Below are 24,689 nucleotides of genomic sequence, written 5' to 3'. Positions count from 1 at the left end.
CTGCAGGATTTTATTTTAAAGCATCTAAATAATCATCAGCCATCTGAGTCATAGCTTTTTCAAAATCATCATCTTGATCTTCAAAAATAGCATCAATAATTTGTGATTGTTCTTCATTCATTTGTTGATTTAACTCGTGGCCTTTTGTCGTTAATTTCAATAGTTTAATACGTTTATCCACTTTTGAAGGAACTTCATAAACTAATTCTCGCTCAACCAAGTCTTTAACTAAAACATGGCAAGCTTGCTTTGAAATATTTAACACTAACAATAAGTTCTTGATTGAGGCCTCTTCTAGTGTGTATAGGCAAAATAATACCCGATGTTGATTTTTGGTTAATCCATAGGCCTCATAATCAATTAAACTTGCAAATTTTTGGTAAGCGAAAAAAATCGTCGCTAAGCGATTTTTAGATTCCATAAAAATCCTCCTGAAAAATATTAGGTCAACTAGGTTGACTTTTTAGATTAAGGTAGTATAGTAATACTTGTAAATAGGTCAATTAAATTGACTAATTAATTTTAAGACGAAAGAAGACATATACTATGTATACCTTATCAGATTATTTATTAGATGTAACAAAATATCTTGGTTCAGATGAAGTTTTTGGAGTTCCTGGAGATTTTAATTTACAATTTCTAGATCACATTACTCACCGTCATGATATGAAATGGATTGGCAATACTAACGAACTTAACGCCTCTTACATGGCTGACGGTTATGCTCGTGAACGTGGCTTTGCGACATTTGTCACAACCTTTGGTGTTGGTGAATTAAGTGCAATCAACGGACTTGCTGGTAGTGTTGCTGAACAAGTTCCTGTGCTTGAAATTGTGGGTGCACCAACAACAAAAGTACAACATAATGGCGGACTTGTTCACCACACATTTGCAGATAGTCAGTTCAAACGTTTCATTAATGCACACGAAGCTTTAGGTCTTAAAGCTACCTTTTTAACCAAAGATAATGCGATTAATCAAATTAATGATACCGTTCGTTACATTTACGAAAATAAAAAACCTGCTTACCTTGTTTTACCAACAGATTTAGTCGCTCTTCCTGTTAATAACCATTTAAAAGCTAACATTCCACACTTATTTGAAAGCAAACAAACTGATGTTTCTCAATCAGTTGAAACAATCACTTCAGCAATTAAAACTGCTAAAAAACCAGTCATCATCGTTGGTCATGAAGCACAACGTTTTAACTTAGGCGATGCAATCGAAGGCTTTTCAAAACACAATAATATTCCTGTTGCTACTCTTGCAATGGGTAAAAGTACAGTAAGTGAAGAATTTGAAAACTTTATTGGAACTTACAACGGATCAATTTCTGATGAAGCTATTAATCGTTTTGTTGATGAAGCAGATACCGTGATTACGATTGGTGCTAAGTTGACAGACTCCATCACTGGTGGATTTACGCAAAGCTTTGGTCCCGAAAAAACAATTAGTTTAAACTTTGATAATGTTACGATTTACGGCGAAAGATTAACCACACCCTATAACTTTGAGGCGATTATCAATCAGTTAGCTGCAACAAACTTAAACCAAAACTACGACAAAGTCGTTCGTCCAGAACTTACATCAAACGAATTAAAAACAACAGACAACAAATTAACACAAGAATTCTATGACCGTGCTTTACAACACTTTGTTCAAGGTAAAAATACGCTAGTTGCTGAACAAGGAACTTCCTTCTTTGGATTAGCAAGTCAACAACTAAAAGCTAATACTAACTTTATTGGACAACCGCTTTGGGGATCAATTGGTTATGCTTTCCCTTCTGCTTTAGGTTCACAATTCGCCAACCAAAAAGATAACCGTCGTACTGTCCTTTCAACTGGTGAAGGGTCACTTCTTTTAACTATCCAAGATTTTGGAGTTGCTTTCAAGGAAAACTTAACACCTGTTATTTTCATTATTGAAAACAGCGGTTACACAGTTGAACGTGTTATTCATGGTGAAACTGAACCTTATAACGATGTTCCTCAATTAAACTACGATACGATTCCTCATGCCTTTGGTGCAAATGATGAGCAATATCTATTTATTAATGTCGATACTGAAAAAGACTTAGTTAATGCTATGCAAAAAGCTAATGACAACCCCGACAAATTAATCGTTATTCAAGCTAATATGGGTGTGATGGATGCCCCTGAACAATTGATCAAAACAGGTCAATTATTTGAAGCCCAAAATCACTAATATTATTAAAAAACGCTTCTACTTTTAAGAAGCGTTTTTTTACAATCAAACTATGATGAATTCTGTTAAACTTTGTCTAACAACTAATTTAACTAAATGAGGATAACTTATGATAACAACTAAAGTTCAATTATTAACAGAAACGGCGATTATGTCGGCATTAGCTATTGTATTTAACTATTTGGTTTTATTTCAAATGCCACAAGGCGGAAGCGTTTCATTAACCTTTGTTCCCATTATTTTACTCAGTTTAAAGCACGGTTTATTAACTGGAAGTGTTTCTGGTCTAATTACCGGTGTGATTTCTTTAGTATTTGGGGGCTACTTTTTAAATCCAATTCAAGTCTTATTCGACTACATTTTGGCTTTTGCGTTAATTGGATTAGCAGGAATTTTTTCAGCACAATTCAAAAAAGCACTGAAACAAAAGCAATCTAAAAAAGCTGGATTTTCCGTAATTGCTGGCGGACTAGTTGGGGGATTATTTTCTTTAATTAGCCACTTTTTAGCCGGGATTTTCTTCTATCAAAGCTTTGCACCTGAAGGTCAACCTGTTTGGTTATATTCGCTAGTTTACAATAGTAGTTATGTTATTCCTGATACAATTTTAGCCATTATTATTCTTTTGATTTTGATTAATCGTATTCCCTCGTTCTTTATTAAAAGCTAACCTTAATTGGTTGGCTTTTTTTGTTGAATTTAACACCGAATTCAAGTAGTGTATTGACTAACTTGAGGAGGGGTTTTATGAATTCAAAACTAGATTTTAAAACAGCTATGCAAGATGTACTGCCGACAACTTTTGGGTATATAGGAATTGGGATTGCTTTTGGGATTATTGGGCAAGCTTCTGGATTATCTATCTTCTTAATCGGACTGATTTCACTCATCACTTATGCTGGGTCAGCACAATTTGTATTAGTGAGCATGTTGCTAGCCCATGCACCACTTGCTTCAATTGTTTTGGCTATTTTTTTAGTGAATTCTCGCATGATTATTATGAGTTTATCTGTAGCACCTTATTTCAAAAAAGAATCACTACTTAAAAATTTATGGCTTGGCACGTTATTAACTGACGAAAGTTTCGCGTTAAGTATGAATAAATTAAACTATACGCAAAATCAGTTGTCGTTTACCTGGTTTAATACGGCTAATATCGTTGCTTATTTCACCTGGTTTAGTGCGTCAATTATCGGGGGATTAGTTGGTAACTTTATCCCTAATCCTCAATCACTCGGACTTCAGTTTGCAATTGTTGCCATGTTTATTGGACTACTTTATTTACAAGTTGAAAGTGATCAAAAATTAAGTAAAAAATTGCAGTTAACGGTTGTTGCCTTAGTATTAATTCTAATGTACATCGGGCTGATTTTCTTGCCGTCAAATATTTTAATCATTATTGTCACATTGATTGGCTGTTCTTTAGGGGTGGTGATTAAAAATGCCTTCAACTAACTTTGTTATCTTAACCATTTTTCTGTGTGGCTTTGTCACTTGGTGCTCACGTGCCTTACCTTTTGCCGTTCTTAAAAAAGTCAATTTACCTGATAAAGCCATTGAGTTTTTGAACTTTGTTCCGATTGTTATTATGTCTGCTCTTTGGTTTGAAAACTTGTTTATTCAAAGATTAGGTCAATTACCCGAACTCAATATTCCAAATCTACTCGCTTCTATTCCCACCTTACTCGCTGCCATTTTTTCAAAAAGTTTATTAATAACGGTTGTTGTTGGAATTATTTCACTAGGTTTAATTCAATTAATCTAAAAAAGCTTGCTGAAGGCTCAGCAAGCTTTTTATTGAAATTGCCCTAGATGTCAAGTATTGTAGTGTTTGAATGGCATTAAAAATGATGCAAATCTTTTGGGGGACTTTATTTATGAAAAAAAATTATCAATTTAATCAATTATCTTATGCAGAACAATTAAAATTTACTAAAATACCTAAATTTCAAAGATCATTAGTTTGGTCTAAGCAAAAGAAACTAGATCTGTTAAAAACTTTACATAAAAACTTTCCTTTTGGTTCTCTTTTGGTATCACCCATCTCTTCTGATAAAAGTTCCTATAGACTTTTAGATGGACAACAACGATTATCAACAATTAAAAACTTTGAAGATGACAAACTGTTCTATTGGAAACAATTAAATGCAGAAAAATATAATAAACTTTTAGAAGATGTTAATTTAAACTTGAGTAAGAATTCTCTCGAACCTATAAGTAGCTATTTGTTTGATCAATTACTAAGTGACGAAATCGAATTAGCTGATTGGACAGATGAATATGACAAAGATGATTTTCAAAATGTTTCTAAAAGAGAGCTTAGAAACCAAATAACGAAAATAAAAGAAGAAATAGAAAATTACATAAACTTAAGTACACTAACCATTCCTGTAATTGAATTTTTAGGAGATGAGGCTGATTTACCAGAAGTATTTGAAAACCTTAATAGAGGTGGCGTTCCTTTGACTAAATACGAGGTTCTAAACGCATCATGGTCAGAAGAGTTTATAAGCATACCAGAAAACAACGTATTAGGTGATGAAATTTTAAGATATGTAAAAGAGTACTATAACAAAATACGCAATAATAGTGCATTTGAACTTGAGAATTTTTCAGAAGATGATATAACATCTAATCGTTCAATCAATCTTGCTGAATTAAGTAGAGCAATAGGTGAATTTGTAGTAAATAGAATACCTTCCCTAGTTTCTAAAAAAGATAAATCAAACAACGAAATTGGATTCGGACTAATGGGAATCATCACAGGAACACACAATAAAAAAATTGCTACTCTTAAAAATAAAAGTAGTTTTATCCAAAATAATATTGATAATATATTACAAAGATTAAACTCAATAGCTAATCAAATCAATGCTCCATTTGATAAATTATTACGACAAAACATCTCATTTAGTAATAAAAAAAATTCTAAAAAAGAACAATACTCGAATGGATTATCAACTACTTTTAAAGTATTATCTTATTTTGCTAGTTTATGGGATATGTCTGAAAATGATGTGAAAGTTAGTTTGCAAAATATTCCATCATACTATATATATGATTACCTAACTAAAGCTTGGACAGCTCACGGAGATGAACGTTTATTTGAATATTATAGTGGGCAAACAAAAAATTATTTAAGTCCTTTAAATAAAGATAGTTTCATCTCAGCTTTTAATAGCTGGATATTGGAATTTGATGGAAATAGAAAAACATTTAGTAAAGAAATCAAAGCTTTAATAACTATTCATTCAAACCTAACATATATGTCCCGTGAAATTCCTAAAATCGAGGACTACGAATTTGAACATGTCATTCCAAAAGCAAGGATCTTAAATAGTAATGTAAGTAACAGAGTTATTTTGAGTCATCTGGGAAACGGTATGTTTCTTCCAAAATCTCTTAATAATAGTAAAAGTTCACACACCTTATATGAATATAATCAATCAGACTACAAGACACTAATAACTGAATCTAATTACTTTACGTCCGAAGAATTTAACAGCATTTTTAACGCACTGGATACTTCCGACGATGCTTTCGTTAATAATATTATTAAAAGTAGAGCTAAATTAATGGCTATCAACATTGCTGACAAAATATGTCAGTGATTATTTACTTAAAAAGACTTAACCTCAATGGTTAAGTCTTTTTTTAATCTTCTTTTTTAGTTATTTCATCATAAAATCCAGCATAAGTCATTTCAGCGTAAGCGTTAAACCAACAAATTCCTAGTATTCCTAAAGTCAGCGTATTTAGAATATACCATCCTAAAAAGCTTAGCTGTAAATAGAAGAATTGTAGCATATTTTGTTTTTTTGTCATTAAAACGAACGCCTTTTTGAAAGCGTAGAAAACACCTTCTCCTATATCATAACTATCTAGATAAGCATAAGCAATTTGTTCATTTACATTTAAAAATAAAACGCTAATAATATTCAATACAATCGCAATGAGAATATAAACGACAACCAAAATTACGGATAGCGTCTGATTATTAGCAGCAATTCTACCAAAACTCATAATCGTTGCAACTAAATCAACAAAGAGCTCTGTAATCCAATTCACAATATTCGTATAAACTCCGGTTACAATCAATAACCCAATTACGTACAACCACTTGCCATCTGTGAACACATAAGTAATGGCTTTGGATACTTTTTTTGGTTTTTTATCTTTTCGATAAGATCGCAACATAATCATTTTCATGCTAAAGTCAAACCAGATTTTAATTAATGCAAAAAATACTGAAATACTAAGTAAAGTTGCTAGTAATGAATAAGCTAATCGCATCGCCTTTAGTGGATTCATATCAGAAAACAAGCTTGAAATATCAGCTGACCGTAACATTATAACGGCTACAATTGCCATAAACTGTAGTAATGCTGGCAATAATGTTAATTTAAAGTAATAACCCCTATCTTGACTAATCAAGTCTCTTGCTCTTTCTTTAAGTTGTTTTCGATTCACCATCAATCATATCCTCCAATATTAGTCTTGTATCTTCCACTATAACCGATATAACCGCTAATTAATAGGGACAATCAGCAGTTAAGTAAGCTCTATGTTATAATGCAAATAATAAAATTTTGGAGGATTTAAAATGAAAAAAGCAATACTACTAATGGGGTTATTATTATTAACTTTAGTTATGACAGGATGTACTAACGATAAAAGTCCTGCTGCAACAACTATAAACTTGGATAACGAACTAGCTAATTCTAAGACAGGATCTTTTGAAAATGGGGTACTCAAAACTGATTCGCTTACACTAAAAATAGTAGGATATGAAATCGTTAAAAAGAATGAATACTCTGATTATCTAAAAGATACTGCTCAATATTCAATGCTTATCGTTAAATTTGATGCAAGTAGCAATATTCCTAATAGTGAAATTAATGCTAATTCAGCTTTCTATAATTTCTTTAATATTTACCAGGATAATGAGCCATTGCCTGTTAAATTAAATTTTTGCGGTATGACTTCTCCTGCAAAAAATATTGATAGCAGTAATGAATTTCGCTATCCTTCTATGTTTTATTCATTAAAAGATGATAATTCTGATTTTACTTTGATTGCTACTAAAGGTGCTCAATTTTTAGGTAAACAACACCTTAAAAATCCAAATAATAGTGAAACTTAAAATAGCCTGAATAGGCTATTTTTTATTGTTAAGAAAAACGCTCTGTTATTAATGACTAAAAATCAATTTTTTATTTACGCTCACATAGTGTTTCATAAGACTAACCAATTTAATAGTCACTTGATATAATAAAGGAATCAATACCGCTCCAAGTATACAAAGTAATACACTACTTATTAACTGCCATAATGCAAAAGATTGTAACCCTGATAATGTCGATATATATAATACAAGTGGCGATAAAATAAAGGCGATAAGAGTTACCCAAAAAGAAAATAAAATACTGATAACCACAATAAAAACAGCAAGACCAACTATCAAATTAAACAAAATAACACCAAACAAGGCTAAAATATTTATTCTCTTGTGATTTTTTTGTTCATTATAATCCTCATCTGAAACCAGAGTATTTAGTGGTGTTTGATAAATATGTGCAATCTGATTCAGTGTCTCAATACTAGGTAAGGTCTGATCTTGTTCCCATCTTGAAACCGTCTGTCGAGTTACATATAGTTCTTTTGCTATCTGTGACTGTGTCACTTCATTTTCTTGTCTTAATTCTTGTAACTTTTGTCCTAATGTCATCATTATTCCTCGCTCTCTTGTTTTAACTTACACCAAAATGTTGTCACATCACAAGCAACTAGTATGTTACATTCGCTTGTTAGTCAAAAAGCTAGTCCCATTTGGACTAGCTTTTTCTATGTAGAAACGCCACTATAATCGAAAATTCACTCATACTTATCAGCAATGCTGCTAGAACATAATAAATTCGAATATTTAGCATAATCGGTATATTTAAAATCATAATCCCTGTGATGTGACCTGTAATGAGTGGCTGAAATAAAATAATTAAGTTAATCAATATTAAGCTAAATGGTAAGCAACTAATTAATAGAAATCCCTTAGTTTGCATTTTTGTTTTGCGATAAAAAATACTATAAGCCAAAATATTAACGATTCCCAAGACAAAAGCACCTATAAAATTCATGATTCCAAAACCGTCGCCGTACATCAATAACACTAAAATCAATTGCGTAATGATAAAAAATTTACTAAATAAGCGACTTCTATTAGTTCTAGAATTTGTCGATTGATTTTCAATTTTGCCTTTATGATGAATCAGCTCGTCAATTGTTGTGTCAAAAAAGGTACTAATCTTTTGAAGTGATAAAAAATCAGGTTCAGTGCGATTATTCTCCCACGATGAAATAACTTTACTGGAAACATTTAATTCTTGCGATAATTGTTCTTGTGTGAGTGATCGTTGCTTTCGCAATCTTTTTAAATTATGACTAAAATACATCTTACGCCTCCAATCGTACTTTCAGTATACTAAACTTCTCTAATAATTTGAAATCGGATTCAAAGGACTTCTCTACAAAATAAAGATAATCAAAAATCAACATTTTGGGGATGTTCATTTTTGATTATCTTTAGTAGTTTAAATTTATTAACAATTATGAAAAGAGGTCACACTTTTATGCTTAAAAAGTATAGCTATACCGTGTCTGTATTATTGAGCCTAACCTTACTTACGGGTTGCTCAGTTAAATATTATGAACTGCCCTCGGCTGAATCATCACAAAGTTCACAGCCTGTTGACACTAACTTAAAAACTGACGAATTGGTTTTACCAAAAAGTTCCAGCTCTATTATCATTCAAAACCAACCGCTTATTATGGATGATAACAATCCAAGTAAAATTGAACTCCCTATTAAGATAAGCAGTAGTAAGTTCTTTAGAGTCTATGCCAAACAAGGTAACCATAATTTAGTAGAACGTGAAATTGTCGGACAAAACGAATCGCTAATGTATTGGCAACTTTTTGATTCAACAACACCTGTTTACTTCCAATTATCTGATATCCAAACAAGTCAAATTTTATTTGAAAGAACATACTATCTCAACTAAATGAAGATGAAGAAAGGAACCACTATGAAAAAGAAACTGTTCGGATTAATCCTCATTCTAACTTTAACTGGCTGTTCAAAAAATACGAGTATTAACCAAACCCATGAAAGTGCTGCCCCAATTAATCAACATATTGTCTACCAAAATAGTAATAATACTTTTAACAGACGTGACGATACAGTTAATATGTTCGATACAGCAATCAAAATAAGTACCGCTTCTCAAGATAATCAATTCACTTTTATCATTGATGAGCCTTACAATCATACAACGAATAACATTGATGGTAATTATACAGACATGAGTGTCGCTCAAAATGATACAGAATTGGTCAGCAATGGTGTTAATATTAGTCAATCAGAACTCAACACGATCGATTATAAAACGACATCTATGTCTTATAACCATATTGACCCCTCAGTTCCAATAAAATTGAAAATAACTGATGGTAAAACCCAAAAGATACTATTTGAGTCAACTTATTACTTAAATGAAGTCATGAATTGAAAAACTTAATCACCCTTAAATATAAGTCAGTAGAAAGGTATTTCCATACAAAAAAGACTTGCATGACAATAGTCAGCAAGTCTCTTTTGTATGTTTTAAATCAAACGTATATGTGTGTACTTAAAAAGTACACTATTAAAATACAATATTAGATTTATCATTGCAAATCTTATTATAAAATTAGGCATTACATCATCATCTTTTTGAGTCCTGGAATTTTTCGAAAAATAATCGTTAAGATAATTGATAACGCAAATATCACAATTGAAATAATTGGTACTGCTAGCAATGCATTATTAAAGAATTCAAATCCATTCAGTTTTTTAATGATGATTGTGACTAAGAAGAAATGAACTAAATAAACACCCATGATCATTTGAGATAACTGAATTAATCGATTTAACCATTTTTTATCGGACAATTCATCCCAATCAATTGAATAACTCCATTGTTTAACAAACACAAATATTGCAAAAGTCGTGAACATGACTGTTAAACTCGTGTAGCTATATAACGGAATCATAATAACTTGGTAATGATAGGACATTACTCCTGTCAGTACAATAGTTAGCAATGTACTAATGATACCGGTTATATATAATCGTTTTCGCCACTTAAGTGGCACATCAACTGTATTAAAATAGTGACCTGCTACAAAATAAGCTGAAAAACCTAGCGTAAAGTTGAAATAAATTCTTGAAAAACCAATGGCAAAACTATCTAGGACTGCTTTAACTGCATACGGCATTGGTTGATAAGCTACTAAATTTTCATAAACTTCTGAAATTGTTGGCAGTAAAAGGGTAAAAATAAGGGCAATTGCTAAAAAATAACGTGTTAGTTTGAGACTTTCAGTTATTTTTCTTAATAATGGTACTAAAATATAAAGTCCGATTAACATGTGTAAAAACCACAAATGTGAATAACCTTCAATAGTCGTCACAACTGCTTCTCGTAAATCGCCAACTTCAATATAATTGAAAACACCATAAATGATATGCCAAAAGATAATTAAATATAAAATCTTTTTGATGTTTTTTTGAAACAATATCTTCAAATCAAATTTTTTATCCGGATTTAAAAATAATGCTCCTGAAATCATGATAAAAATTGGCACACACCATCGCATAATAGCATCCCAAAAGTTAAGACTCTGCCACGTAAAACTCTGAACATTAGCTGTGTAGTATAAGCTCTGAGATGACACATGAATAACAATTACAGCAAAAATTGCTACAATCCTCAATATATCTAGATAATAAATCCTCGGTGTTTTCATTTACATACTCCTCTGTATTTAGTCTGACTCATTTATTATATTATGATTTTTAAAATATCCAAATAAAAAAGAGAGCTCAAATGAGCTCTCTTTACTTATAGTAATTATTTATTTTTGTTGAATTAATCGAATTTTTTATTAGAAACTGCACCATCTAAAATACCACTATCATCGCTTAGAACAAGTGATGCATTCTTGTAATCTAAGATTAGGTTTTCACCTAGAAAGGCATTTTCTTCTTTAGAAGTTGACACTTTTAAGCCAGCGTTATTTTCAATTTCTTGGTTATAGTCTTCATCAGGTTGACTACTAAACACAAATTGGAATTTATCACCAATTGCACAAGTTCCACCTAAATCAGAGAATTTATTTGATCCATCATCTAAAGCTAAGAAAACATAGCTATCACTAGATGGCATTTTTTCTTGTAAATATTTTGCAGCACTTTCTTTAATTTTTAACTTCATAATTAAACACTCTTTCGTTAAATAAGTTTTGTACAATCTTTATGATTTATATATTATCAAATATAAATAAAATTTCAAGACAATTTTTATTTTTTTACAAAAATAACCATAAAAAGTTATCTTGATTTATTTGCAAGATACCTTTTATGGTTATCGATTACTGCTTATTCTTTTATTTTTAGACCACTTCTAAATAGCCATAATCCTAACTTAATTACATTTGATAAAATGAAAATCAAAAGCAAAACCCTTGGTATTTGCCATACATAATCATTACCTGGCAAAATACTCAAATAAGATACTAAAGCTAAAATCATAGCTATCATAATTAGAAATAGTCCCGTATAAATAAAAACTAGTTTTCGATGAGTGTTTGTCATTTACTCATTACCTCCAATAGATTATGAGATTCAATTGACTTAATATTGACCCACTACTTGCTGATACCCCTATGATATAAGCTTGTTTTTTACTAATATCTCGTCAATCTTCCATAATAATAGAACTTAAATAACAACCTCCCGATTATCAACAATGTACTTGGCGTTTTGATAAAAGTATTGCAATTCCTAACGACTACCAGTTGTTATGGAACTGCTAATATCTGACTATATCAAATAATCGTTGGTTTTCTTAGCTATTTCGGGTTACACGTCCTCTATTAAGTTTAGATTATTGATTATTTGTAATAAAGCTTGGTTCAGACATTAGTTTATTGCCTCTAGATTTTTCTGTTTTGATAGTAGCCATGCTTGCTCGAAGCCATTGATCTTTTCCCAATTCATACCAAGCCTCGCCTCTTACTAGTCTTCGCGACTGTATTTTATATTCCATATTTGGATAAACTCGTCCAGTAGCTTTATTACCTCTAAAGCCCACCGCACTTAAAAGTGTTTCAGTTCCTCTTGGATCAACATCAGCTTCAATTTTAATAACTGCATCTAAGTCTTGTACTGAATTTTCACCACCTAAATCATAATATTTAGAACTTGCCCACTCATTATTTCCAACTAAGTACCAAGGTTGGCCATCTGCTCCTGTAACAGTTGTATTCACTAACCATTGAGATTCTGTTGGTAAATAATGACCTGTTACACTGGAAGCTGTTTGAACATCACGCCATGTGGCAATTCCATATCCTTTGACATAATTAACGGTTGCTATTTTATCTGGTGTAGCTGCTTCTGCTGATTTTGACTGACTTGTTGAAAGTCCAATAATAGCAGTTAATAATGCTAACCCTGAGATAATTGTTTTCTTTTTCATATCGTTATCCTCCATTAGTTATAGTTGTCGACTTTTAATTTTATTTTGATAAACTTCGTAGTTCTTTTGATTAGCACCTGGAAAATTTACTAAACTTTGCTTATTATCTCGGGAAACTTCACTCTTAATATCCGCATATTGACCTTCAATCCATTGATTTTGACCAACCTGATACCATGTTTCACCACCAAGAACTTGTCTACTAAATACTCGATAATCGTTATCAAAGTTTACAAAACCTGTCTGATTATAATTGATAGTATCAGAAAAAATAGGTACACCTCTCCTGAAAATTTTTGGATTTTTAATAGTAATTACAGCATTCATTTTCTGTTCAGCACAATCTTGCTTTATGTCGTAATACTTATTACTGACCCACTCATTATTACCTACTAAATACCAAAATGTATTATCTTCAAACATAGACATATGATTGACTATCCATTGGGATCCAGTTGGTAAATAGTGTCCTGTAGGTGTTTCATCAACATTTCGCCAAGTAGAAATACCATATCCTTTGACGTAATTGACAGTAGCTACTTTATTAACATCACCCTCTTTTACAACTCTCTGTGTTGCAGCATTCGCTGTTTGTCCCACGCCTAATAAACATATTGCAGCTAATACAGCACCGCATAATTTAATTGTTCCTCGCTTCATTAATAATCCTCCTTGTTAATTATTCCATTTCAAAAAGGACGCTCCTCTTTTGAAACATCTTGCTATCTGAACTGACTATAACAAATTATTAATGATTTACTTAGCTATTTTGGGTTACATTTACCTATTCTATCGACAACTTTTTCGCTATAATTAAAATGATTCATAAACTCATATAAAAGGAGATTACGGTTATCGAATTTAGTGAGAAAATCAAATATATCAGAAGCTATCATAATCTAACTCAAAATCAGCTCGCAAATAAACTCAATGTTTCTCGTAAAACGATTTCTGCTTGGGAAAATAATCGTGGAATTCCTGATTATTATTTAGTTAAAGCTATTGAACAATTATTTAATATCAATTCTGACTCTCTTCTCAATACAAAAAAAGAAATCAATTTTGATATGTTTGAATTAAAACAGAAACAGCTTTTGAAAATTAAAATCATTTCTATCATAGAAACCATATCGTTAATCATTGGCTACTTAACTTTAATGGACTGTGTACATACTTTTATTAACACACCTCTTCTTATTATTTTGACAGTGTATTTAAATAGAATCATTAAAAATTATTCTCAAAATATTATAAAAAATCTATCCATATACATAACACATTTAGGATTTTTAATACCAATTTTAATAACCAATGTATTGATAGGAGGCATATCTGCTAATAACCTCGTGCATGCCAATTCTCACCTTGGTGTCAGCTATAATTTAGGATTGGTGCTTGGCTTAACCGTTGTATGTTTAGAAGTAACATATGGTGTTACGACATTGTACAAAGTTGCAGTTATTTTATTTAAAGAAAAAACACCGAATATAAGCAAAAAAGGTTCGAGAATAAATAATAAATTGAACAATTAATTCCTATACAATCCCTAACTATTTTCACAAAAAATAAAAGCCTTTAGACTATTGTCTAAAGGTTTTTTACTGATCATTTTTTATCATAGATTGTTTTATTAAGTCGATAATATAAGGTAAATCAGTATGATTATTGAATGTCACTTCATAATCCCCATTCCCATATTTACCAATATTTCGCATATCTCGAGCATAGTCAAGTTTATCATTTAATTGACCAAATTTCATATTCAAGAATAACTTCAATTGCTTCTTTTGAATGGTGATATCACAGAAGTCCTTATCATTAATCAAAAAAGCCAGATAAGTTTTATGAGCTTTGATTGAAATATTGGGATTCAAATCCAAAATTTCGATTTTCAATTCCTGATACAAGTCGTTTGTTTCATCTGAACCTTTCTTCAACATATCCGCTTCAGTATAGTTTTTCAATTCACTAATCTGTGTAAAGTTAACTTGCTCTTTAGTTAACGTTGTTTGACTTTTAGCCACCTTTGCTGGCTTTGTTTTTTCAATATAATCAAGTTGAATTTGACCATTCTCAAATTGCTTGATTTGATATAAATCAATTGGCAACTCTGGATTATTCACTGCATCTAACTGATAATTCGTATACCCTTTGGTAATAAAGTTAATTTTGGTCTGTTCGAAATTGAATTCATCCACGCGTCTATGCGTGTTATGAACCTCGTTATATAGCAAAACAAAATCTGCTTTATGGTTGAGTAATGTATTCAAATAAGCATATCTCTGGTCAATCACACTATATTTAGTATCGTTTTTATACTCAATAATTACAAAACTATTAGTTGTTTCATCAAAGGCAACCGTATCTAAGCGATAATGTTCCACGTGAAACTCAGTCGCTAAAAAAGTTAATCCCAGCAAAACTTCAGTATTTTCCTCGACTAAACGCTGAATTTCTTTTTCAACTTTAAATGGAATGGCTTTTAGACGCGTTAGTTGATTATTTTTAAATTGATAAAGTGACATATTTACTCCTCTAAGTCTGTGTTCTACAACTATATTAACTTTAATCAATCATAGATGTCACCTGTTTTAATCTCTTTTATCATGCCATACAGAGATAATCCTATTGTAACGACATATGCTATCACGAATAATAAGCGAAGTTGATAATAAAATGACAATCCTAAGATAATGATTGTCAGAACAAAAATCAGTACAAATAAGTATAGACTTGGAATATAGTAAATTCTTTTTTGTCTTGTTTCTTCATTATTTTTATCATAACCATATCTAGCCAAAAATAAAACTAGCATTGAAGGCACTATCAAGAACATGTTGATAGTTAAATAGAAAAGACTTCCAAAAGTAGCTATTGCAATAATTCCTAGAATAAAACCAAATAATAGTTTTTTAGACATAAGTTAACCCCTTCCCAACTTTTAAATGAAATATAAAAAGGCCTATATCGGCCTTTTACTCGTAATAAGTTCCACCTAACATTTTTTGAATATTAGTGTGTTTTGAATGTTGAATATTAAATGTGGGATAATCTGCAGCTGATCTGTCTAGCAGATTACGATTGAATGAATTGTCAATAATAATTTGATCATTAGAAATCGGATTGCCATATTTCAAACTATCATCTAATTGCTGAGCTTTTTCGGCAACATAGTTATTCAACTTAACTAATTCTTGTTGATTAGCTAGTAACTGTCTTATCAGTTCTTGGTCAAAATCTACAGTAATAAATTGTTGCTGTGGTTGTGGTTCTACCATATCTTTATACTGACCACCTGTTATCAAATAGACATCAATTTTATGGTTGGGATACCTTGTGGTTAAATCTTGATAAATTGACTCTGCAATTGCGATGTTATTAGGCTTAGGTTGCACATCAGCCAGTGTTATTTTTTCAGTGGGTTTTGCAGTTTTAATCGCAATATTACCATTATAAGGGTAATCAACAAACTTGTTTAATGGCGACTGGTGTCTATTCAAATAATCATTCGCCATAACACCAGTAGATATCGTCCCCAATAGCAAAGTCACGGCAGCTAATACTGTTATTACAATCGTTTTCTTTTTCATTTCTACTCCTCCATTTCTCAGCTACTATAGCATCGAAGAAATTCAAATTCAATGGCATGTAGCATTACTTATACCTTTTTTATATGTTATATAATTGATGATACAGATGTTCCTGCTTAATTAACTCACTGTGACTACCCTGTTCAACTAATTTTCCTTTATCTAAAACTAAAACCTGATCACATTTTTTAGCTACAGGTAAGTGATGTGAAATAAAAATAATTGTTTTTTGATTTAATGATAGCAGGTAGTCAGTAATTTCTTTTTCTATTAAAGCATCTAAACCACTTGTTGCCTCATCTAGTATTAAAACATTGGATTTTTTGAGTAAAGCTCTAGCTATGGCTATTCTTTGCTTTTGTCCCCCCAGATAAGTTAGAAGCCCCTTCTTCTAATATCGTTCCTAGTTGTAATTCCTGTTGTTGAATAAAGTCACTTAGTTTTACTCTGTCACAAACTTCTTTAATTTCTTCTAAAGTCGGTATGACATCTAAACCAAAGGTTAAGTTTTCTAGTATTGTTCCTCTAAAAAAGAAAGATTCTTGGGGAATATAAGTAACATGGGTTCTTAACTGGGAATTATTAATATCTGAACTTTTATAATGGCCATAACTCACATTACCAGTTGAGGGTTCAAAAAAGTTAACTAAAATTTTAGCCAAAGTAGATTTTCCAGATCCACTAAGTCCCAATAAGGAAACCTTACTTTTAGCAGCAATCTTAAAATTAATATTATTCAAAGTATTATTTCCCATTTTATAAGAAAAAGAAACGTTGTTAATTGCGATATCTTGATTAAATGTATCAACTTTTACTTTTGTTTCGTTATGACTTTGTTCACGTTCAATTGATAAAACTTCAGATAATCTTTGTGTAGCGACTTTTGCAGTTTGCAATTTTGCTTGTAAGTTTATGATATTCTGCAAAGGTTCTGTAAAGAAGACTAATAGAGCATTAAACGTAATTAGCTGTCCTAAACTAATGGTAGTGTTCATCACATAATAGGAACCAATCCATAAAATTAGCACACTACTGATCAACTGTATTAATTGTTTGGAAGTTTGCTGTAGATTATTTAATTTATTGTTGTCATATGATTTGTTCAAAGCTTTTTTAAATAATTGTGTAACCTTATCATCTACTACCTGTTCCCCGTTATAAGCTTTAATAGTCTCAACACCATTAAACGCTTCAATAATATTAGAATTAAGTTCAGAACTAGCAGACATCTCTTCTTGATTTGCTCTATCTGACTTTTTAACAAAGGCTAAGATAGCAACCATATAAAAAGGTAGTGTTCCTAAAACAATCAAAAACAAAGTACTATTTTGAACAAGTAATGTTATCCCAATGATAATCACCATTCCTAAGTCTAAAATCATTGATAAACTAATATTAGCTAGTGCATCGATAATTTTATTAGCATCTAAGAATCTAGAAATAATGTCTCCAGATTTTCTCGTATTAAAGAAGCTCATAGGTAGTCTTAGGACATGCTTTAAATAGTCCAAAATGATAGTTAAACTCATTTTTTGACCTAGTTTAGTCATCAAAAGATTACGTAAATATTCAAATAATGTCTTCACTACATAAACTGTAATCATACCTATCGAAATAATATTTAGTAAATTAATTTCTTGTCGAGGAACTAGAAAATCAATAATACTTTGAAAGTAATAAGAAGAAGCAATTCCGAGCATCGTTATACAAATAGATAGGATAACGATTAAAGAGAGTAGTTTCTTTTGCTGCATAACTAAAGGCATAAATGAAGATAGGCGATATTTTTTTCGTTGTACAGGTTGATAGTCTTCATTGGGAGTAGCAAAAAGTAAAATCCCCGTCCATTCTTGATTGAATTCCTCAATTGTTTTTTCAACTTTTCCTTGAGCAGGATCACCTATTATCAGTTTATTTTTCTTGATACCGTAAATAACAACATAATGTGTATATTGATTATCAACAACTAGGTTTGCAATCAAAGGGAATTTTAATTCATTATTTTGCCATACTGATTCATCAGCTTTAAAAGCATCACATTTAAAATTGAAAGCTTCTAGAGTCTTTTTCAATCCTAGAGCTGTTGTTCCCTCTAAATTTGTGCCAGATAATTCTCTTAATTCAGAAAATAACACGTCTGTTTGATATGTTTTTAGAATCATCGCTAAACAGGCAACTCCACAATCTTTTTGTTCATGTTGTCTTATAAATGACTGCTTTTCTTTCATTCTTTTCTTCCTCCTCTAAGACCATAAAAAATAGGCGTTAGTTAGACACCTATCGTTTCATTGCATTTTTCAATTTTTTACTTTTTCCAATTGAATAATATCGTGTCATCCCATTTGTAAAAGTGATTTCTCTATCATGATGATTAACCGTTTCAATATTATCTAAGTTAATTAAACATGATCGACTAATTTTGAACAGTTCAGGATGTTTAGCAGATATTTCAGATAATTTATCATAAAACTCATGTTGCTCGTCAATCGTATATAAGACGATTTTATGCGGAATAGTTGAGGTTTCAATCGATAATATTTCATCTTTATTAATTGAAAATGTTTGATTAGCAATGGAAAAATTAAAACTCTGATTTTTATCAGTATTGGACTTGTCATTTCTTGCTTTAGCTAAAATTAAAAGCTCTAGGATTTCATCTCTAAACACGTCTAATGCTTGATCTTTAGCTATAAAGCCTAAAGGTTCGACTTTTCTTTGTAAGGTTAAAGGCATTAACTCGTCATGGGTTGTGATAAAAATAATTTTTGCATCCACACATGACTGTCTAATTTGAACAGCCAATTCAATTCCATTAACTGAGTGATTCAAGTCAATATCTAGCAAAAATATACCGTCTGAAACTTCGTTTTGTGATAAATAATGTATAACGTCATCGGGACTTTGTGTCGCCAATTTAATCTCAAAATTTCCTTCATGAAATAATAGATAATTCGTTATCGTCTTTTCAACTTGTTTTAACTGAACAGGATTATCCTCACAGATTATAATTGGATAAGACATTGCTCGTTCCCTTCTATTAATTAACTAAAATTTTAATGTTTGCTGAAAAAATATCTTTTTTCTTAGAAAAAGTTTTTAAAATATTAGGATGTTTTTGACTAATCTCTTCAATATTAACTAATCCTAATCCAGAATGTCCTGCTTTAGTCGAAACATTCGCTTGTCTTAATGATTTCAAATCAACTGTATTAGCTACATAATTATTTCTTACCCAAAACTCTAATTGATGATCATCTTGATACAACATGATATCAATTCTTGGATGAGCGGTTTCTACGGCAGCTTCAATAGCATTATCTAAAACAATGCCAAACATTCTAACGCAATCAAATTGATCAATTGGCATCTTATCAACCACCATTTCACATTCAAAATGACAAGCTATCTCTTTTTGTTTGGCTTTTGATAGTTTAGAAATAATCAAACTCTTCAAATAATCATTTTTAATATTTTGACAGTGTCTAAAGTCAACTTCTATTTTTTTGAAATAATTATCTGAGTATTGTTCTAAATCGGAAACAGTATTAATCAGTTCAGAACTATTATCACTTTCTACTGAACCTTTTAGGCTCAATAATAAATTTTTATAGTCGTGTTTGAATTTAGCATTAACTTCTTGGCTATGTTCTAGCTCTGCTGTGTAGTCATTCAAAGTATCAAATTGCTTTTTCAAGAGTTTAAAATCGTATTTCTTTTGTTGATTATGTGAAGTAATCAAAAATACAATAACCGTGAAAACGGCTTGAACAATTAATATGATATTAATAATTGTTATAGTAGTAGCGAAAACACCAAAATAACCACTAATGAAAATAGCAGCTCTAGTCACAACATATAAATAAAGCATTAACGAAGATAGTAGTCCATTACTCTTATCATGAATAATAGTTATTAAATTTACTTTTTTAATTATATATAAAAGTATCATCAATAGTAGGCTATTAGTTAATACTGTACTACTAACAATTCCTACATCACCTATATTAGGTATACTATAGATAGAATTTTTTAATATTATCTCGGTTGAAAAATACACTAGATCACATAACTCTATTGCTAATATAATACTATTAAATACAAATAAATCAGGTTTGTGACTTTTAAAGATAGCATACAATCCTATGGCCATTACTACGTTAAATACGTCACCAATCATCAATAACAGGAAGATTGGTGCCCAGGAAAGTACCAATAAAATAATCTTTTTAACCGTAACCCTATTTTTTAGAAGAACAACTACTGTTATAGGATATAATATCATCAGAAAAAAATATCGTAAGATAAAAAGCTTCGTATCAGTTACCATTTTTCTACCGTACTAACAATTCTTAAATAATGAAAATACACACTGCCATAGGTTATTCGGACTACTTTGCGAATCTCTCATAGTTATATGCCCACCAGTAATCTTTAATAATTCCTCTTTAGTCAATTTTTCCATACTTCTATTTCTCCTTTTATTGAATATCATTTTATAGTATGAATTTTAACACATTAAGAAAAATAAAATGTTCAAGATACAAAAAACGACATTCAAGATTATTTTTAAACATTTTAACAGTCAGGACTGTGATTTCCCTAATTAAGATATTTATTAATAAATTAGTGTCTTCAAGATAGTTATTCCCCCAACTTAAGACTTTTAAATAACTCATACGCTTTATCATGATAAATTGTAATCATCTTAGTAATACTATCTTTTAAAATCAAAGGAGTTCTAACATTGAAAAAAACATTTAACCTTTTCACACCTATGAACGGACAATTATCTGTAGTTAATAGTGTTTCAAGGATATTCCCAGGTAAACAAGTTCACTTGAAAGCAGAAGTTGATATGGAAACTGGCGAAACTATCTTATTCGTTGATAAAGACGATTTAAAAAAATTACAATAGTAGTCAAAAAATAACCTTACATTAATAATTTGTAAGGTTATTTTTTTATGCTTAATATTCTAAATAAAAAATGTCCACATTAATTTATGTCGTGACCCTCCACCCAAAAAAAGTAAGACACATTAATTAACTAAAATTTTGATGTTTGCTGAAAAATATCTTTTTTTAGAAAAACCTTTTTTAAATATATTGAATTATCTCATCATAAAAGGTAACTAATCATATATAAAAGTTCATACCGAAAATTTGAGAAAAAACACTTTGAAAAATTTCGATTATCAACGTTTTTATTATATTGTGACTTATACTTACCTTTTTCTCTTGTAATAGTTAAAGAAAACACATATGTTGAAAAAATACCAAACGCTAAAATTAAAATAATAACTAAAATGATAAGTGTATTCATATTATTTCTCCTTTTTCACATATAATAAAAAAATGTTCACACTACTTCAAGTAGCGTGAACATTTTTTTATTCAGCAACTTTATTCACTGATTTTTTTAGAAAGCGATACTCTTTATTAGAATAGATTGTTCCAACTAATCTAACAATCCAACCAAGTGCCATCACTAATAGTCCTGGTGCTAATGAAGATACTAAATCTGACAGTTTTTGATTATCGACCATATCAATATTAGCTTTAATTTGTTCTAACAAAGCTTGATCTATACTAACTGATTTTAATAGCATAAATGAAACGCCAGCTAATAGTGAACCCGCCATTAATAATATAACCCCACGTTTTTTGACTTCTTCTTTAGGTGCTCTTATCAAGACATACAAGGCAATAATAATAGTTAATGCTGTTGTAATAAAGCCAACAGATGCTGCCGGAACAATTAAGGATATAATTCCTAGAATAAATAATAGTAAATATGTAGTTTTAAAATGTGATAATTTCATTTGATTTTCCCCTTTTTTATAATTCTTTTAAAAATCAAATTTAGTGTATCATCTCCATTTAATTGAGTTTTCAAAGTATCTTTAATCCCCATTTTTATATCCCGAACAACATTTTAAATTTAGGTATATAAAAAAAGACTTCAATTTGAAGTCTTTTTTGTTTTACTTAACTTTATCAACTGCAAATACTTCATTTGCAATTTCAATTACGAGTTTAATTTTATCCCATTGTTGTTCTTCCGTTAAATGGTTCCCTTCTTCTGTTGAAGCAAAACCACACTGTGTGCTTAGAGATAATTTTTCAAGTGGGACATATTGACTAGCTTCTTTAATACGGGCTTTAATGACTTCTTTTGACTCAAGTTCTGGATTTTTGCTAGTAATTAATCCTAAGACGACTTCTTTACCAGGTGTAACCTGTTGTAACGGTTCAAAATCGCCTGAACGATCATCATCAAATTCAAGATAAAAAGCGGAAACATTTTCTTTTGCAAATAACGTATCAGCAACGGTTTCATAACCCCCACTTGCTGCCCATTTTGAGGCATAATTACCACGACAAACATGTGTTGTCACTGCTAAATCTTCTGGTAAATCAGCTAATGCACGATTATTAAAACTTAGGTAAAGGGCTTTTAGCCGATCAATATCTTGATAATCTTTTGAAATCGTCTTCCAAAAACTTTTATCGGCAATCATTCCCCAAGTACAGTCATCTAATTTAACATGTCGACAGCCTTCATTATATAAAGCAATAATTAAATCGTGATAGGCTTGGGCAACGTCTTCAATTAACTGATCTTCACTTGAATAAAATCGACCGATTGCTTCAATATTTTCAGGTCCTCTGACCAGTTCTGCATAAAGTTGAGCAGGAGCTGGGATACTTTGGCGAGCAACTAACTCATCATCGTGTTCAACTAAACTTTGCAAATATTTAAATGCTAATAAATCAGGATGATTAGGGTTAAATTTGATTTTTCCGCTCACTTGAGCAGAATCATTACGAGTTTCAACACCATGGAATAAATAGCCATGTTCTTGTTTAGTATGACTAATCCCATCAAATCCCCAAAAAGTATCTAAATGCCAGTAACTACGGCGTAATTCACCGTCTGTTACAATTTTTAATCCAACTTCTTTTTGTTTTTGGACTAATTTTTTGATTTCTTCATTTTCAATTTGTGTTAAGTCAGCTTGCGTAATTTTATTTTGATTAAATTCTTCACGTGCAATTTTTAGACTTTCAGGTCTCAAAAAACTACCAACTGTATCATAGTGACTAAGTGTTCCATTAATTTTTGGCATAATAAGGTTCTCCTTCAGATTGTTTGATTAATTTAATTTTTCAAAAGCTTGGGCAAAATCCTGTTTTAAATCATCAATGTCTTCAAGTCCAATTGATAATCTTAATAATCCATCAGTAATTCCACGTTCTAGACGTTCTTCTCGGTTCAATTCAGCATGGGACATTTTCGGAGGGTATGACAAAATTGACTCAGTTGCACCTAAAGATACAGAAAAGACTGGGATTTTAATTTCCTCAATTAACTTTTTGACATTTTCTTCAGTTCCAATGTCAAATGATAAGACAGCACCGCCTGCTTTTGCTTGGCTAAGCTGTAAATCATAACCGTCAGATGTTTCAAGTCCAGGATAGTTTACTTTTGTTACGACAGGTTGCTCGGTTAACCACTTGGCAAATTCTAGGGCATTTCTTGACGAAGTTTGCATTCGAACACCAAGTGTTTTTATCCCTCTTAATAATAAGAAGGAATCAGCAACACCTAAAGTTGCTCCCATTGCATTTTGTAAGAAATAAACCTGATCTGATAAAGCTTTTGTTTTCGTCACAACGAGTCCCGCTAAAATATCACTATGACCCGCTAAAAATTTAGTTGCACTGTGAACAACAAGATCTGCTCCTAATTCTAATGGCTTTTGTAAAATAGGTGTCATAAACGTATTATCAGCAAATACTAAAGCACCTCTTTCATGAGCAATTTTTGAAACCTTTTGAATGTCGGTCACTTGTAAAGTCGGGTTTGCTGGTGTTTCAAGATAGACCACTTTGGTATTCTCTTGAAAAGCATCTTTCAAGGCTTTTTCATCGCTTAAATCAACAAATGTATGACTGATACCATAATTAACTAAAACTTCAGTTACCAATCGAAAAGTACCACCATAAACATTTTTTGTCACAATAACGTGGTCACCTTGTTTAAGCGTTAATAAGGCTGTTGAGATTGCGGCCATTCCGGTAGCAAAGGCAAACCCGCGGTCACCATTTTCAAGTTCTGCAATACTTTCTTCCAAAACATCTCGAGTTGGATTACCACTTCGGGCATAATCCCACTGACCAAATTCATCAAGTCCAGGTTGTTCAAATGTTGAAGACAGATAAATCGGTGGATTCACCGCTCCAGTGTGGGGATCAGGTTTAGCTGTTGATTTGACTACTTTAGTCCAATCTGAAAATTCTGCTTGACTCATT

30 protein-coding genes and 1 pseudogene are annotated in these 24,689 nt (G+C 31.1%); 11 read left to right on the top strand and 20 right to left on the bottom strand.

Annotated elements, in window-relative coordinates:
* Nucleotides 1-10 precede the first annotated feature (10 nt).
* On the bottom strand, nt 11-421 hold the full coding sequence (locus R4Y45_RS01440; RefSeq protein ID WP_339968529.1) for a MarR family winged helix-turn-helix transcriptional regulator: 411 nt from the start codon (nt 419-421) through the stop codon (nt 11-13).
* Between the two features lie 125 nt (nt 422-546).
* On the opposite strand from R4Y45_RS01440, the gene R4Y45_RS01435 reads away from it, so the two are divergent.
* From R4Y45_RS01435 to R4Y45_RS01415, 5 genes are all read left to right on the top strand, one after another.
* Nucleotides 547-2,208: an alpha-keto acid decarboxylase family protein gene (locus tag R4Y45_RS01435; protein WP_339968526.1), complete on the top strand. Its 1,662-nt coding sequence runs from the start codon at nt 547-549 to the stop codon at nt 2,206-2,208.
* 109 nt (nt 2,209-2,317) lie between these two features.
* Nucleotides 2,318-2,878: an energy-coupled thiamine transporter ThiT gene (gene thiT / locus R4Y45_RS01430; protein ID WP_339968524.1), complete on the top strand. Its 561-nt coding sequence runs from the start codon at nt 2,318-2,320 to the stop codon at nt 2,876-2,878.
* A 77-nt stretch (nt 2,879-2,955) separates the two neighbouring features.
* The gene (locus R4Y45_RS01425) at nt 2,956-3,663 is read left to right on the top strand and encodes an AzlC family ABC transporter permease (protein ID WP_339968522.1); all 708 of its coding nucleotides are present in this window, start codon (nt 2,956-2,958) and stop codon (nt 3,661-3,663) included.
* Nucleotides 3,650-3,973: an AzlD domain-containing protein gene (locus R4Y45_RS01420; RefSeq protein ID WP_339968519.1), complete on the top strand. Its 324-nt coding sequence runs from the start codon at nt 3,650-3,652 to the stop codon at nt 3,971-3,973. The genes R4Y45_RS01425 and R4Y45_RS01420 overlap by 14 nt, the downstream gene beginning before the upstream one ends.
* A 70-nt stretch (nt 3,974-4,043) precedes the next feature.
* Nucleotides 4,044-5,819 carry a DUF262 domain-containing protein gene (locus R4Y45_RS01415; protein WP_339968517.1) on the top strand — a complete coding sequence of 592 codons (1,776 nt, stop codon included), beginning with the start codon at nt 4,044-4,046 and terminating at the stop codon, nt 5,817-5,819.
* A 43-nt stretch (nt 5,820-5,862) separates the two neighbouring features.
* On the opposite strand, the gene R4Y45_RS01410 is transcribed toward R4Y45_RS01415, so the two are convergent.
* A complete protein-coding gene (locus R4Y45_RS01410; RefSeq protein ID WP_339968515.1) occupies nt 5,863-6,681 on the bottom strand; it encodes a DUF975 family protein in 819 nt (272 codons plus the stop codon).
* A 130-nt stretch (nt 6,682-6,811) separates the two neighbouring features.
* Here R4Y45_RS01410 and R4Y45_RS01405 point away from each other — a divergent pair, with 130 nt between their 5' ends.
* On the top strand, nt 6,812-7,351 hold the full coding sequence (locus tag R4Y45_RS01405; RefSeq protein WP_339968512.1) for a hypothetical protein: 540 nt from the start codon (nt 6,812-6,814) through the stop codon (nt 7,349-7,351).
* Nucleotides 7,352-7,399: 48 nt separating this feature from the next.
* On the opposite strand, the gene R4Y45_RS01400 is transcribed toward R4Y45_RS01405, so the two are convergent.
* Both R4Y45_RS01400 and R4Y45_RS01395 read right to left on the bottom strand, forming a co-directional pair.
* Complete coding sequence (locus R4Y45_RS01400) at nt 7,400-7,936, bottom strand: helix-turn-helix domain-containing protein (protein WP_339968509.1); 537 nt, start codon at nt 7,934-7,936, stop codon at nt 7,400-7,402.
* Between the two features lie 106 nt (nt 7,937-8,042).
* The gene (locus R4Y45_RS01395; protein ID WP_339968506.1) at nt 8,043-8,657 is read right to left on the bottom strand and encodes a helix-turn-helix domain-containing protein; all 615 of its coding nucleotides are present in this window, start codon (nt 8,655-8,657) and stop codon (nt 8,043-8,045) included.
* Between the two features lie 177 nt (nt 8,658-8,834).
* On the opposite strand from R4Y45_RS01395, the gene R4Y45_RS01390 reads away from it, so the two are divergent.
* Nucleotides 8,835-9,266: a hypothetical protein gene (locus R4Y45_RS01390; RefSeq protein WP_339968504.1), complete on the top strand. Its 432-nt coding sequence runs from the start codon at nt 8,835-8,837 to the stop codon at nt 9,264-9,266.
* Between the two features lie 24 nt (nt 9,267-9,290).
* Nucleotides 9,291-9,773 (top strand): hypothetical protein, encoded by a 483-nt coding sequence (locus R4Y45_RS01385; RefSeq protein WP_339968502.1) that lies wholly within the window; start codon nt 9,291-9,293, stop codon nt 9,771-9,773.
* A 187-nt stretch (nt 9,774-9,960) separates the two neighbouring features.
* Here R4Y45_RS01385 and R4Y45_RS01380 read toward each other — a convergent pair whose 3' ends face one another.
* The 5 genes from R4Y45_RS01380 to R4Y45_RS01360 form a co-directional block, all read right to left on the bottom strand.
* Complete coding sequence (locus tag R4Y45_RS01380; RefSeq protein ID WP_339968499.1) at nt 9,961-11,052, bottom strand: acyltransferase; 1,092 nt, start codon at nt 11,050-11,052, stop codon at nt 9,961-9,963.
* A gap of 122 nt (nt 11,053-11,174) precedes the next feature.
* Nucleotides 11,175-11,519: an iron-sulfur cluster biosynthesis family protein gene (locus tag R4Y45_RS01375; protein WP_339968497.1), complete on the bottom strand. Its 345-nt coding sequence runs from the start codon at nt 11,517-11,519 to the stop codon at nt 11,175-11,177.
* A gap of 164 nt (nt 11,520-11,683) precedes the next feature.
* Nucleotides 11,684-11,899 (bottom strand): hypothetical protein, encoded by a 216-nt coding sequence (locus R4Y45_RS01370; RefSeq protein ID WP_339968495.1) that lies wholly within the window; start codon nt 11,897-11,899, stop codon nt 11,684-11,686.
* A 292-nt stretch (nt 11,900-12,191) separates the two neighbouring features.
* Entirely contained in the window at nt 12,192-12,785 is a 594-nt protein-coding gene (locus tag R4Y45_RS01365; protein WP_339968493.1) for a hypothetical protein, read from the bottom strand.
* A gap of 18 nt (nt 12,786-12,803) precedes the next feature.
* Nucleotides 12,804-13,445, bottom strand: a complete 642-nt coding sequence (locus R4Y45_RS01360) for a hypothetical protein (RefSeq protein ID WP_339968491.1) — start codon at nt 13,443-13,445, stop codon at nt 12,804-12,806.
* 185 nt (nt 13,446-13,630) lie between these two features.
* Here R4Y45_RS01360 and R4Y45_RS07450 point away from each other — a divergent pair.
* Nucleotides 13,631-13,825, top strand: a pseudogene (locus R4Y45_RS07450) (helix-turn-helix transcriptional regulator); the annotation flags it as partial.
* Nucleotides 13,826-13,852: 27 nt separating this feature from the next.
* Complete coding sequence (locus R4Y45_RS01355) at nt 13,853-14,317, top strand: hypothetical protein (protein WP_339968489.1); 465 nt, start codon at nt 13,853-13,855, stop codon at nt 14,315-14,317.
* 66 nt (nt 14,318-14,383) lie between these two features.
* Here R4Y45_RS01355 and R4Y45_RS01350 read toward each other — a convergent pair whose 3' ends face one another.
* The 8 genes from R4Y45_RS01350 to R4Y45_RS07445 all read right to left on the bottom strand — a co-directional run bounded on the left by R4Y45_RS01350 (nt 14,384) and on the right by R4Y45_RS07445 (nt 20,837).
* Nucleotides 14,384-15,310 (bottom strand): DUF5655 domain-containing protein, encoded by a 927-nt coding sequence (locus R4Y45_RS01350; protein ID WP_339968487.1) that lies wholly within the window; start codon nt 15,308-15,310, stop codon nt 14,384-14,386.
* 44 nt (nt 15,311-15,354) lie between these two features.
* The gene (locus tag R4Y45_RS01345; RefSeq protein ID WP_339968485.1) at nt 15,355-15,705 is read right to left on the bottom strand and encodes a hypothetical protein; all 351 of its coding nucleotides are present in this window, start codon (nt 15,703-15,705) and stop codon (nt 15,355-15,357) included.
* Between the two features lie 55 nt (nt 15,706-15,760).
* A complete protein-coding gene (locus R4Y45_RS01340) occupies nt 15,761-16,375 on the bottom strand; it encodes a hypothetical protein (RefSeq protein ID WP_339968483.1) in 615 nt (204 codons plus the stop codon).
* 79 nt (nt 16,376-16,454) lie between these two features.
* Complete coding sequence (locus R4Y45_RS01335) at nt 16,455-16,718, bottom strand: ABC transporter ATP-binding protein (protein WP_339970234.1); 264 nt, start codon at nt 16,716-16,718, stop codon at nt 16,455-16,457.
* Nucleotides 16,711-18,603 carry a peptide cleavage/export ABC transporter gene (locus R4Y45_RS01330; RefSeq protein WP_339968480.1) on the bottom strand — a complete coding sequence of 631 codons (1,893 nt, stop codon included), beginning with the start codon at nt 18,601-18,603 and terminating at the stop codon, nt 16,711-16,713. The genes R4Y45_RS01335 and R4Y45_RS01330 overlap by 8 nt, the downstream gene beginning before the upstream one ends.
* A 49-nt stretch (nt 18,604-18,652) precedes the next feature.
* Nucleotides 18,653-19,396, bottom strand: a complete 744-nt coding sequence (locus tag R4Y45_RS01325) for a LytR/AlgR family response regulator transcription factor (RefSeq protein ID WP_339968478.1) — start codon at nt 19,394-19,396, stop codon at nt 18,653-18,655.
* A gap of 16 nt (nt 19,397-19,412) precedes the next feature.
* Nucleotides 19,413-20,243 carry a sensor histidine kinase gene (locus R4Y45_RS01320; RefSeq protein WP_339968476.1) on the bottom strand — a complete coding sequence of 277 codons (831 nt, stop codon included), beginning with the start codon at nt 20,241-20,243 and terminating at the stop codon, nt 19,413-19,415.
* A 471-nt stretch (nt 20,244-20,714) separates the two neighbouring features.
* On the bottom strand, nt 20,715-20,837 hold the full coding sequence (locus tag R4Y45_RS07445) for an EntF family bacteriocin induction factor (protein WP_412747360.1): 123 nt from the start codon (nt 20,835-20,837) through the stop codon (nt 20,715-20,717).
* Between the two features lie 282 nt (nt 20,838-21,119).
* On the opposite strand from R4Y45_RS07445, the gene R4Y45_RS01315 reads away from it, so the two are divergent.
* Nucleotides 21,120-21,290 carry a hypothetical protein gene (locus tag R4Y45_RS01315; RefSeq protein ID WP_339968474.1) on the top strand — a complete coding sequence of 57 codons (171 nt, stop codon included), beginning with the start codon at nt 21,120-21,122 and terminating at the stop codon, nt 21,288-21,290.
* Between the two features lie 473 nt (nt 21,291-21,763).
* On the opposite strand, the gene R4Y45_RS01310 is transcribed toward R4Y45_RS01315, so the two are convergent.
* The 3 genes from R4Y45_RS01310 to R4Y45_RS01300 all read right to left on the bottom strand — a co-directional run bounded on the left by R4Y45_RS01310 (nt 21,764) and on the right by R4Y45_RS01300 (nt 24,688).
* Complete coding sequence (locus tag R4Y45_RS01310) at nt 21,764-22,195, bottom strand: hypothetical protein (protein ID WP_339968472.1); 432 nt, start codon at nt 22,193-22,195, stop codon at nt 21,764-21,766.
* Nucleotides 22,196-22,357: 162 nt separating this feature from the next.
* Nucleotides 22,358-23,503, bottom strand: coding sequence for a 5-methyltetrahydropteroyltriglutamate--homocysteine S-methyltransferase (locus R4Y45_RS01305; RefSeq protein WP_339968470.1), 1,146 nt, complete (start codon nt 23,501-23,503; stop codon nt 22,358-22,360).
* Nucleotides 23,504-23,530: 27 nt separating this feature from the next.
* Complete coding sequence (locus R4Y45_RS01300) at nt 23,531-24,688, bottom strand: aminotransferase class V-fold PLP-dependent enzyme (RefSeq protein WP_339968467.1); 1,158 nt, start codon at nt 24,686-24,688, stop codon at nt 23,531-23,533.
* Nucleotide 24,689: the final 1 nt, after the last annotated feature.

The sequence above is a fragment of the Holzapfeliella saturejae genome, from assembly GCF_037546065.1.
GTDB lineage: Bacteria > Bacillota > Bacilli > Lactobacillales > Lactobacillaceae > Holzapfeliella > Holzapfeliella saturejae.
This window is presented reverse-complemented; position numbering and strand designations above follow the sequence as displayed.

Excerpts from the sequence above, each read along its gene's own strand:
- R4Y45_RS01360 (WP_339968491.1), bottom strand. The coding sequence starts at position 13,445 with ATGAAGCGAGGAACAATTAAATTATGCGGTGCTGTATTAGCTGCAATA.
- thiT (WP_339968524.1), top strand. The coding sequence starts at position 2,318 with ATGATAACAACTAAAGTTCAATTATTAACAGAAACGGCGATTATGTCG.
- R4Y45_RS01350 (WP_339968487.1), bottom strand. The coding sequence starts at position 15,310 with ATGTCACTTTATCAATTTAAAAATAATCAACTAACGCGTCTAAAAGCC.
- R4Y45_RS01435 (WP_339968526.1), top strand. The coding sequence starts at position 547 with ATGTATACCTTATCAGATTATTTATTAGATGTAACAAAATATCTTGGT.
- R4Y45_RS01330 (WP_339968480.1), bottom strand. The coding sequence starts at position 18,603 with ATGAAAGAAAAGCAGTCATTTATAAGACAACATGAACAAAAAGATTGT.
- R4Y45_RS01310 (WP_339968472.1), bottom strand. The coding sequence starts at position 22,195 with ATGAAATTATCACATTTTAAAACTACATATTTACTATTATTTATTCTA.
- R4Y45_RS01300 (WP_339968467.1), bottom strand. The coding sequence starts at position 24,688 with ATGAGTCAAGCAGAATTTTCAGATTGGACTAAAGTAGTCAAATCAACA.
- R4Y45_RS01425 (WP_339968522.1), top strand. The coding sequence starts at position 2,956 with ATGAATTCAAAACTAGATTTTAAAACAGCTATGCAAGATGTACTGCCG.
- R4Y45_RS01345 (WP_339968485.1), bottom strand. The coding sequence starts at position 15,705 with ATGTCTAAAAAACTATTATTTGGTTTTATTCTAGGAATTATTGCAATA.
- R4Y45_RS07445 (WP_412747360.1), bottom strand. The coding sequence starts at position 20,837 with ATGGAAAAATTGACTAAAGAGGAATTATTAAAGATTACTGGTGGGCAT.
- R4Y45_RS01410 (WP_339968515.1), bottom strand. The coding sequence starts at position 6,681 with ATGGTGAATCGAAAACAACTTAAAGAAAGAGCAAGAGACTTGATTAGT.
- R4Y45_RS01375 (WP_339968497.1), bottom strand. The coding sequence starts at position 11,519 with ATGAAGTTAAAAATTAAAGAAAGTGCTGCAAAATATTTACAAGAAAAA.
- R4Y45_RS01325 (WP_339968478.1), bottom strand. The coding sequence starts at position 19,396 with ATGTCTTATCCAATTATAATCTGTGAGGATAATCCTGTTCAGTTAAAA.
- R4Y45_RS01420 (WP_339968519.1), top strand. The coding sequence starts at position 3,650 with ATGCCTTCAACTAACTTTGTTATCTTAACCATTTTTCTGTGTGGCTTT.
- R4Y45_RS01405 (WP_339968512.1), top strand. The coding sequence starts at position 6,812 with ATGAAAAAAGCAATACTACTAATGGGGTTATTATTATTAACTTTAGTT.
- R4Y45_RS01380 (WP_339968499.1), bottom strand. The coding sequence starts at position 11,052 with ATGAAAACACCGAGGATTTATTATCTAGATATATTGAGGATTGTAGCA.
- R4Y45_RS01400 (WP_339968509.1), bottom strand. The coding sequence starts at position 7,936 with ATGACATTAGGACAAAAGTTACAAGAATTAAGACAAGAAAATGAAGTG.
- R4Y45_RS01385 (WP_339968502.1), top strand. The coding sequence starts at position 9,291 with ATGAAAAAGAAACTGTTCGGATTAATCCTCATTCTAACTTTAACTGGC.
- R4Y45_RS01440 (WP_339968529.1), bottom strand. The coding sequence starts at position 421 with ATGGAATCTAAAAATCGCTTAGCGACGATTTTTTTCGCTTACCAAAAA.
- R4Y45_RS01415 (WP_339968517.1), top strand. The coding sequence starts at position 4,044 with ATGGCATTAAAAATGATGCAAATCTTTTGGGGGACTTTATTTATGAAA.
- R4Y45_RS01395 (WP_339968506.1), bottom strand. The coding sequence starts at position 8,657 with ATGTATTTTAGTCATAATTTAAAAAGATTGCGAAAGCAACGATCACTC.
- R4Y45_RS01365 (WP_339968493.1), bottom strand. The coding sequence starts at position 12,785 with ATGAAAAAGAAAACAATTATCTCAGGGTTAGCATTATTAACTGCTATT.
- R4Y45_RS01320 (WP_339968476.1), bottom strand. The coding sequence starts at position 20,243 with ATGCTTTATTTATATGTTGTGACTAGAGCTGCTATTTTCATTAGTGGT.
- R4Y45_RS01390 (WP_339968504.1), top strand. The coding sequence starts at position 8,835 with ATGCTTAAAAAGTATAGCTATACCGTGTCTGTATTATTGAGCCTAACC.
- R4Y45_RS01370 (WP_339968495.1), bottom strand. The coding sequence starts at position 11,899 with ATGACAAACACTCATCGAAAACTAGTTTTTATTTATACGGGACTATTT.
- R4Y45_RS01355 (WP_339968489.1), top strand. The coding sequence starts at position 13,853 with ATGTTTGAATTAAAACAGAAACAGCTTTTGAAAATTAAAATCATTTCT.
- R4Y45_RS01340 (WP_339968483.1), bottom strand. The coding sequence starts at position 16,375 with ATGAAAAAGAAAACGATTGTAATAACAGTATTAGCTGCCGTGACTTTG.
- R4Y45_RS01305 (WP_339968470.1), bottom strand. The coding sequence starts at position 23,503 with ATGCCAAAAATTAATGGAACACTTAGTCACTATGATACAGTTGGTAGT.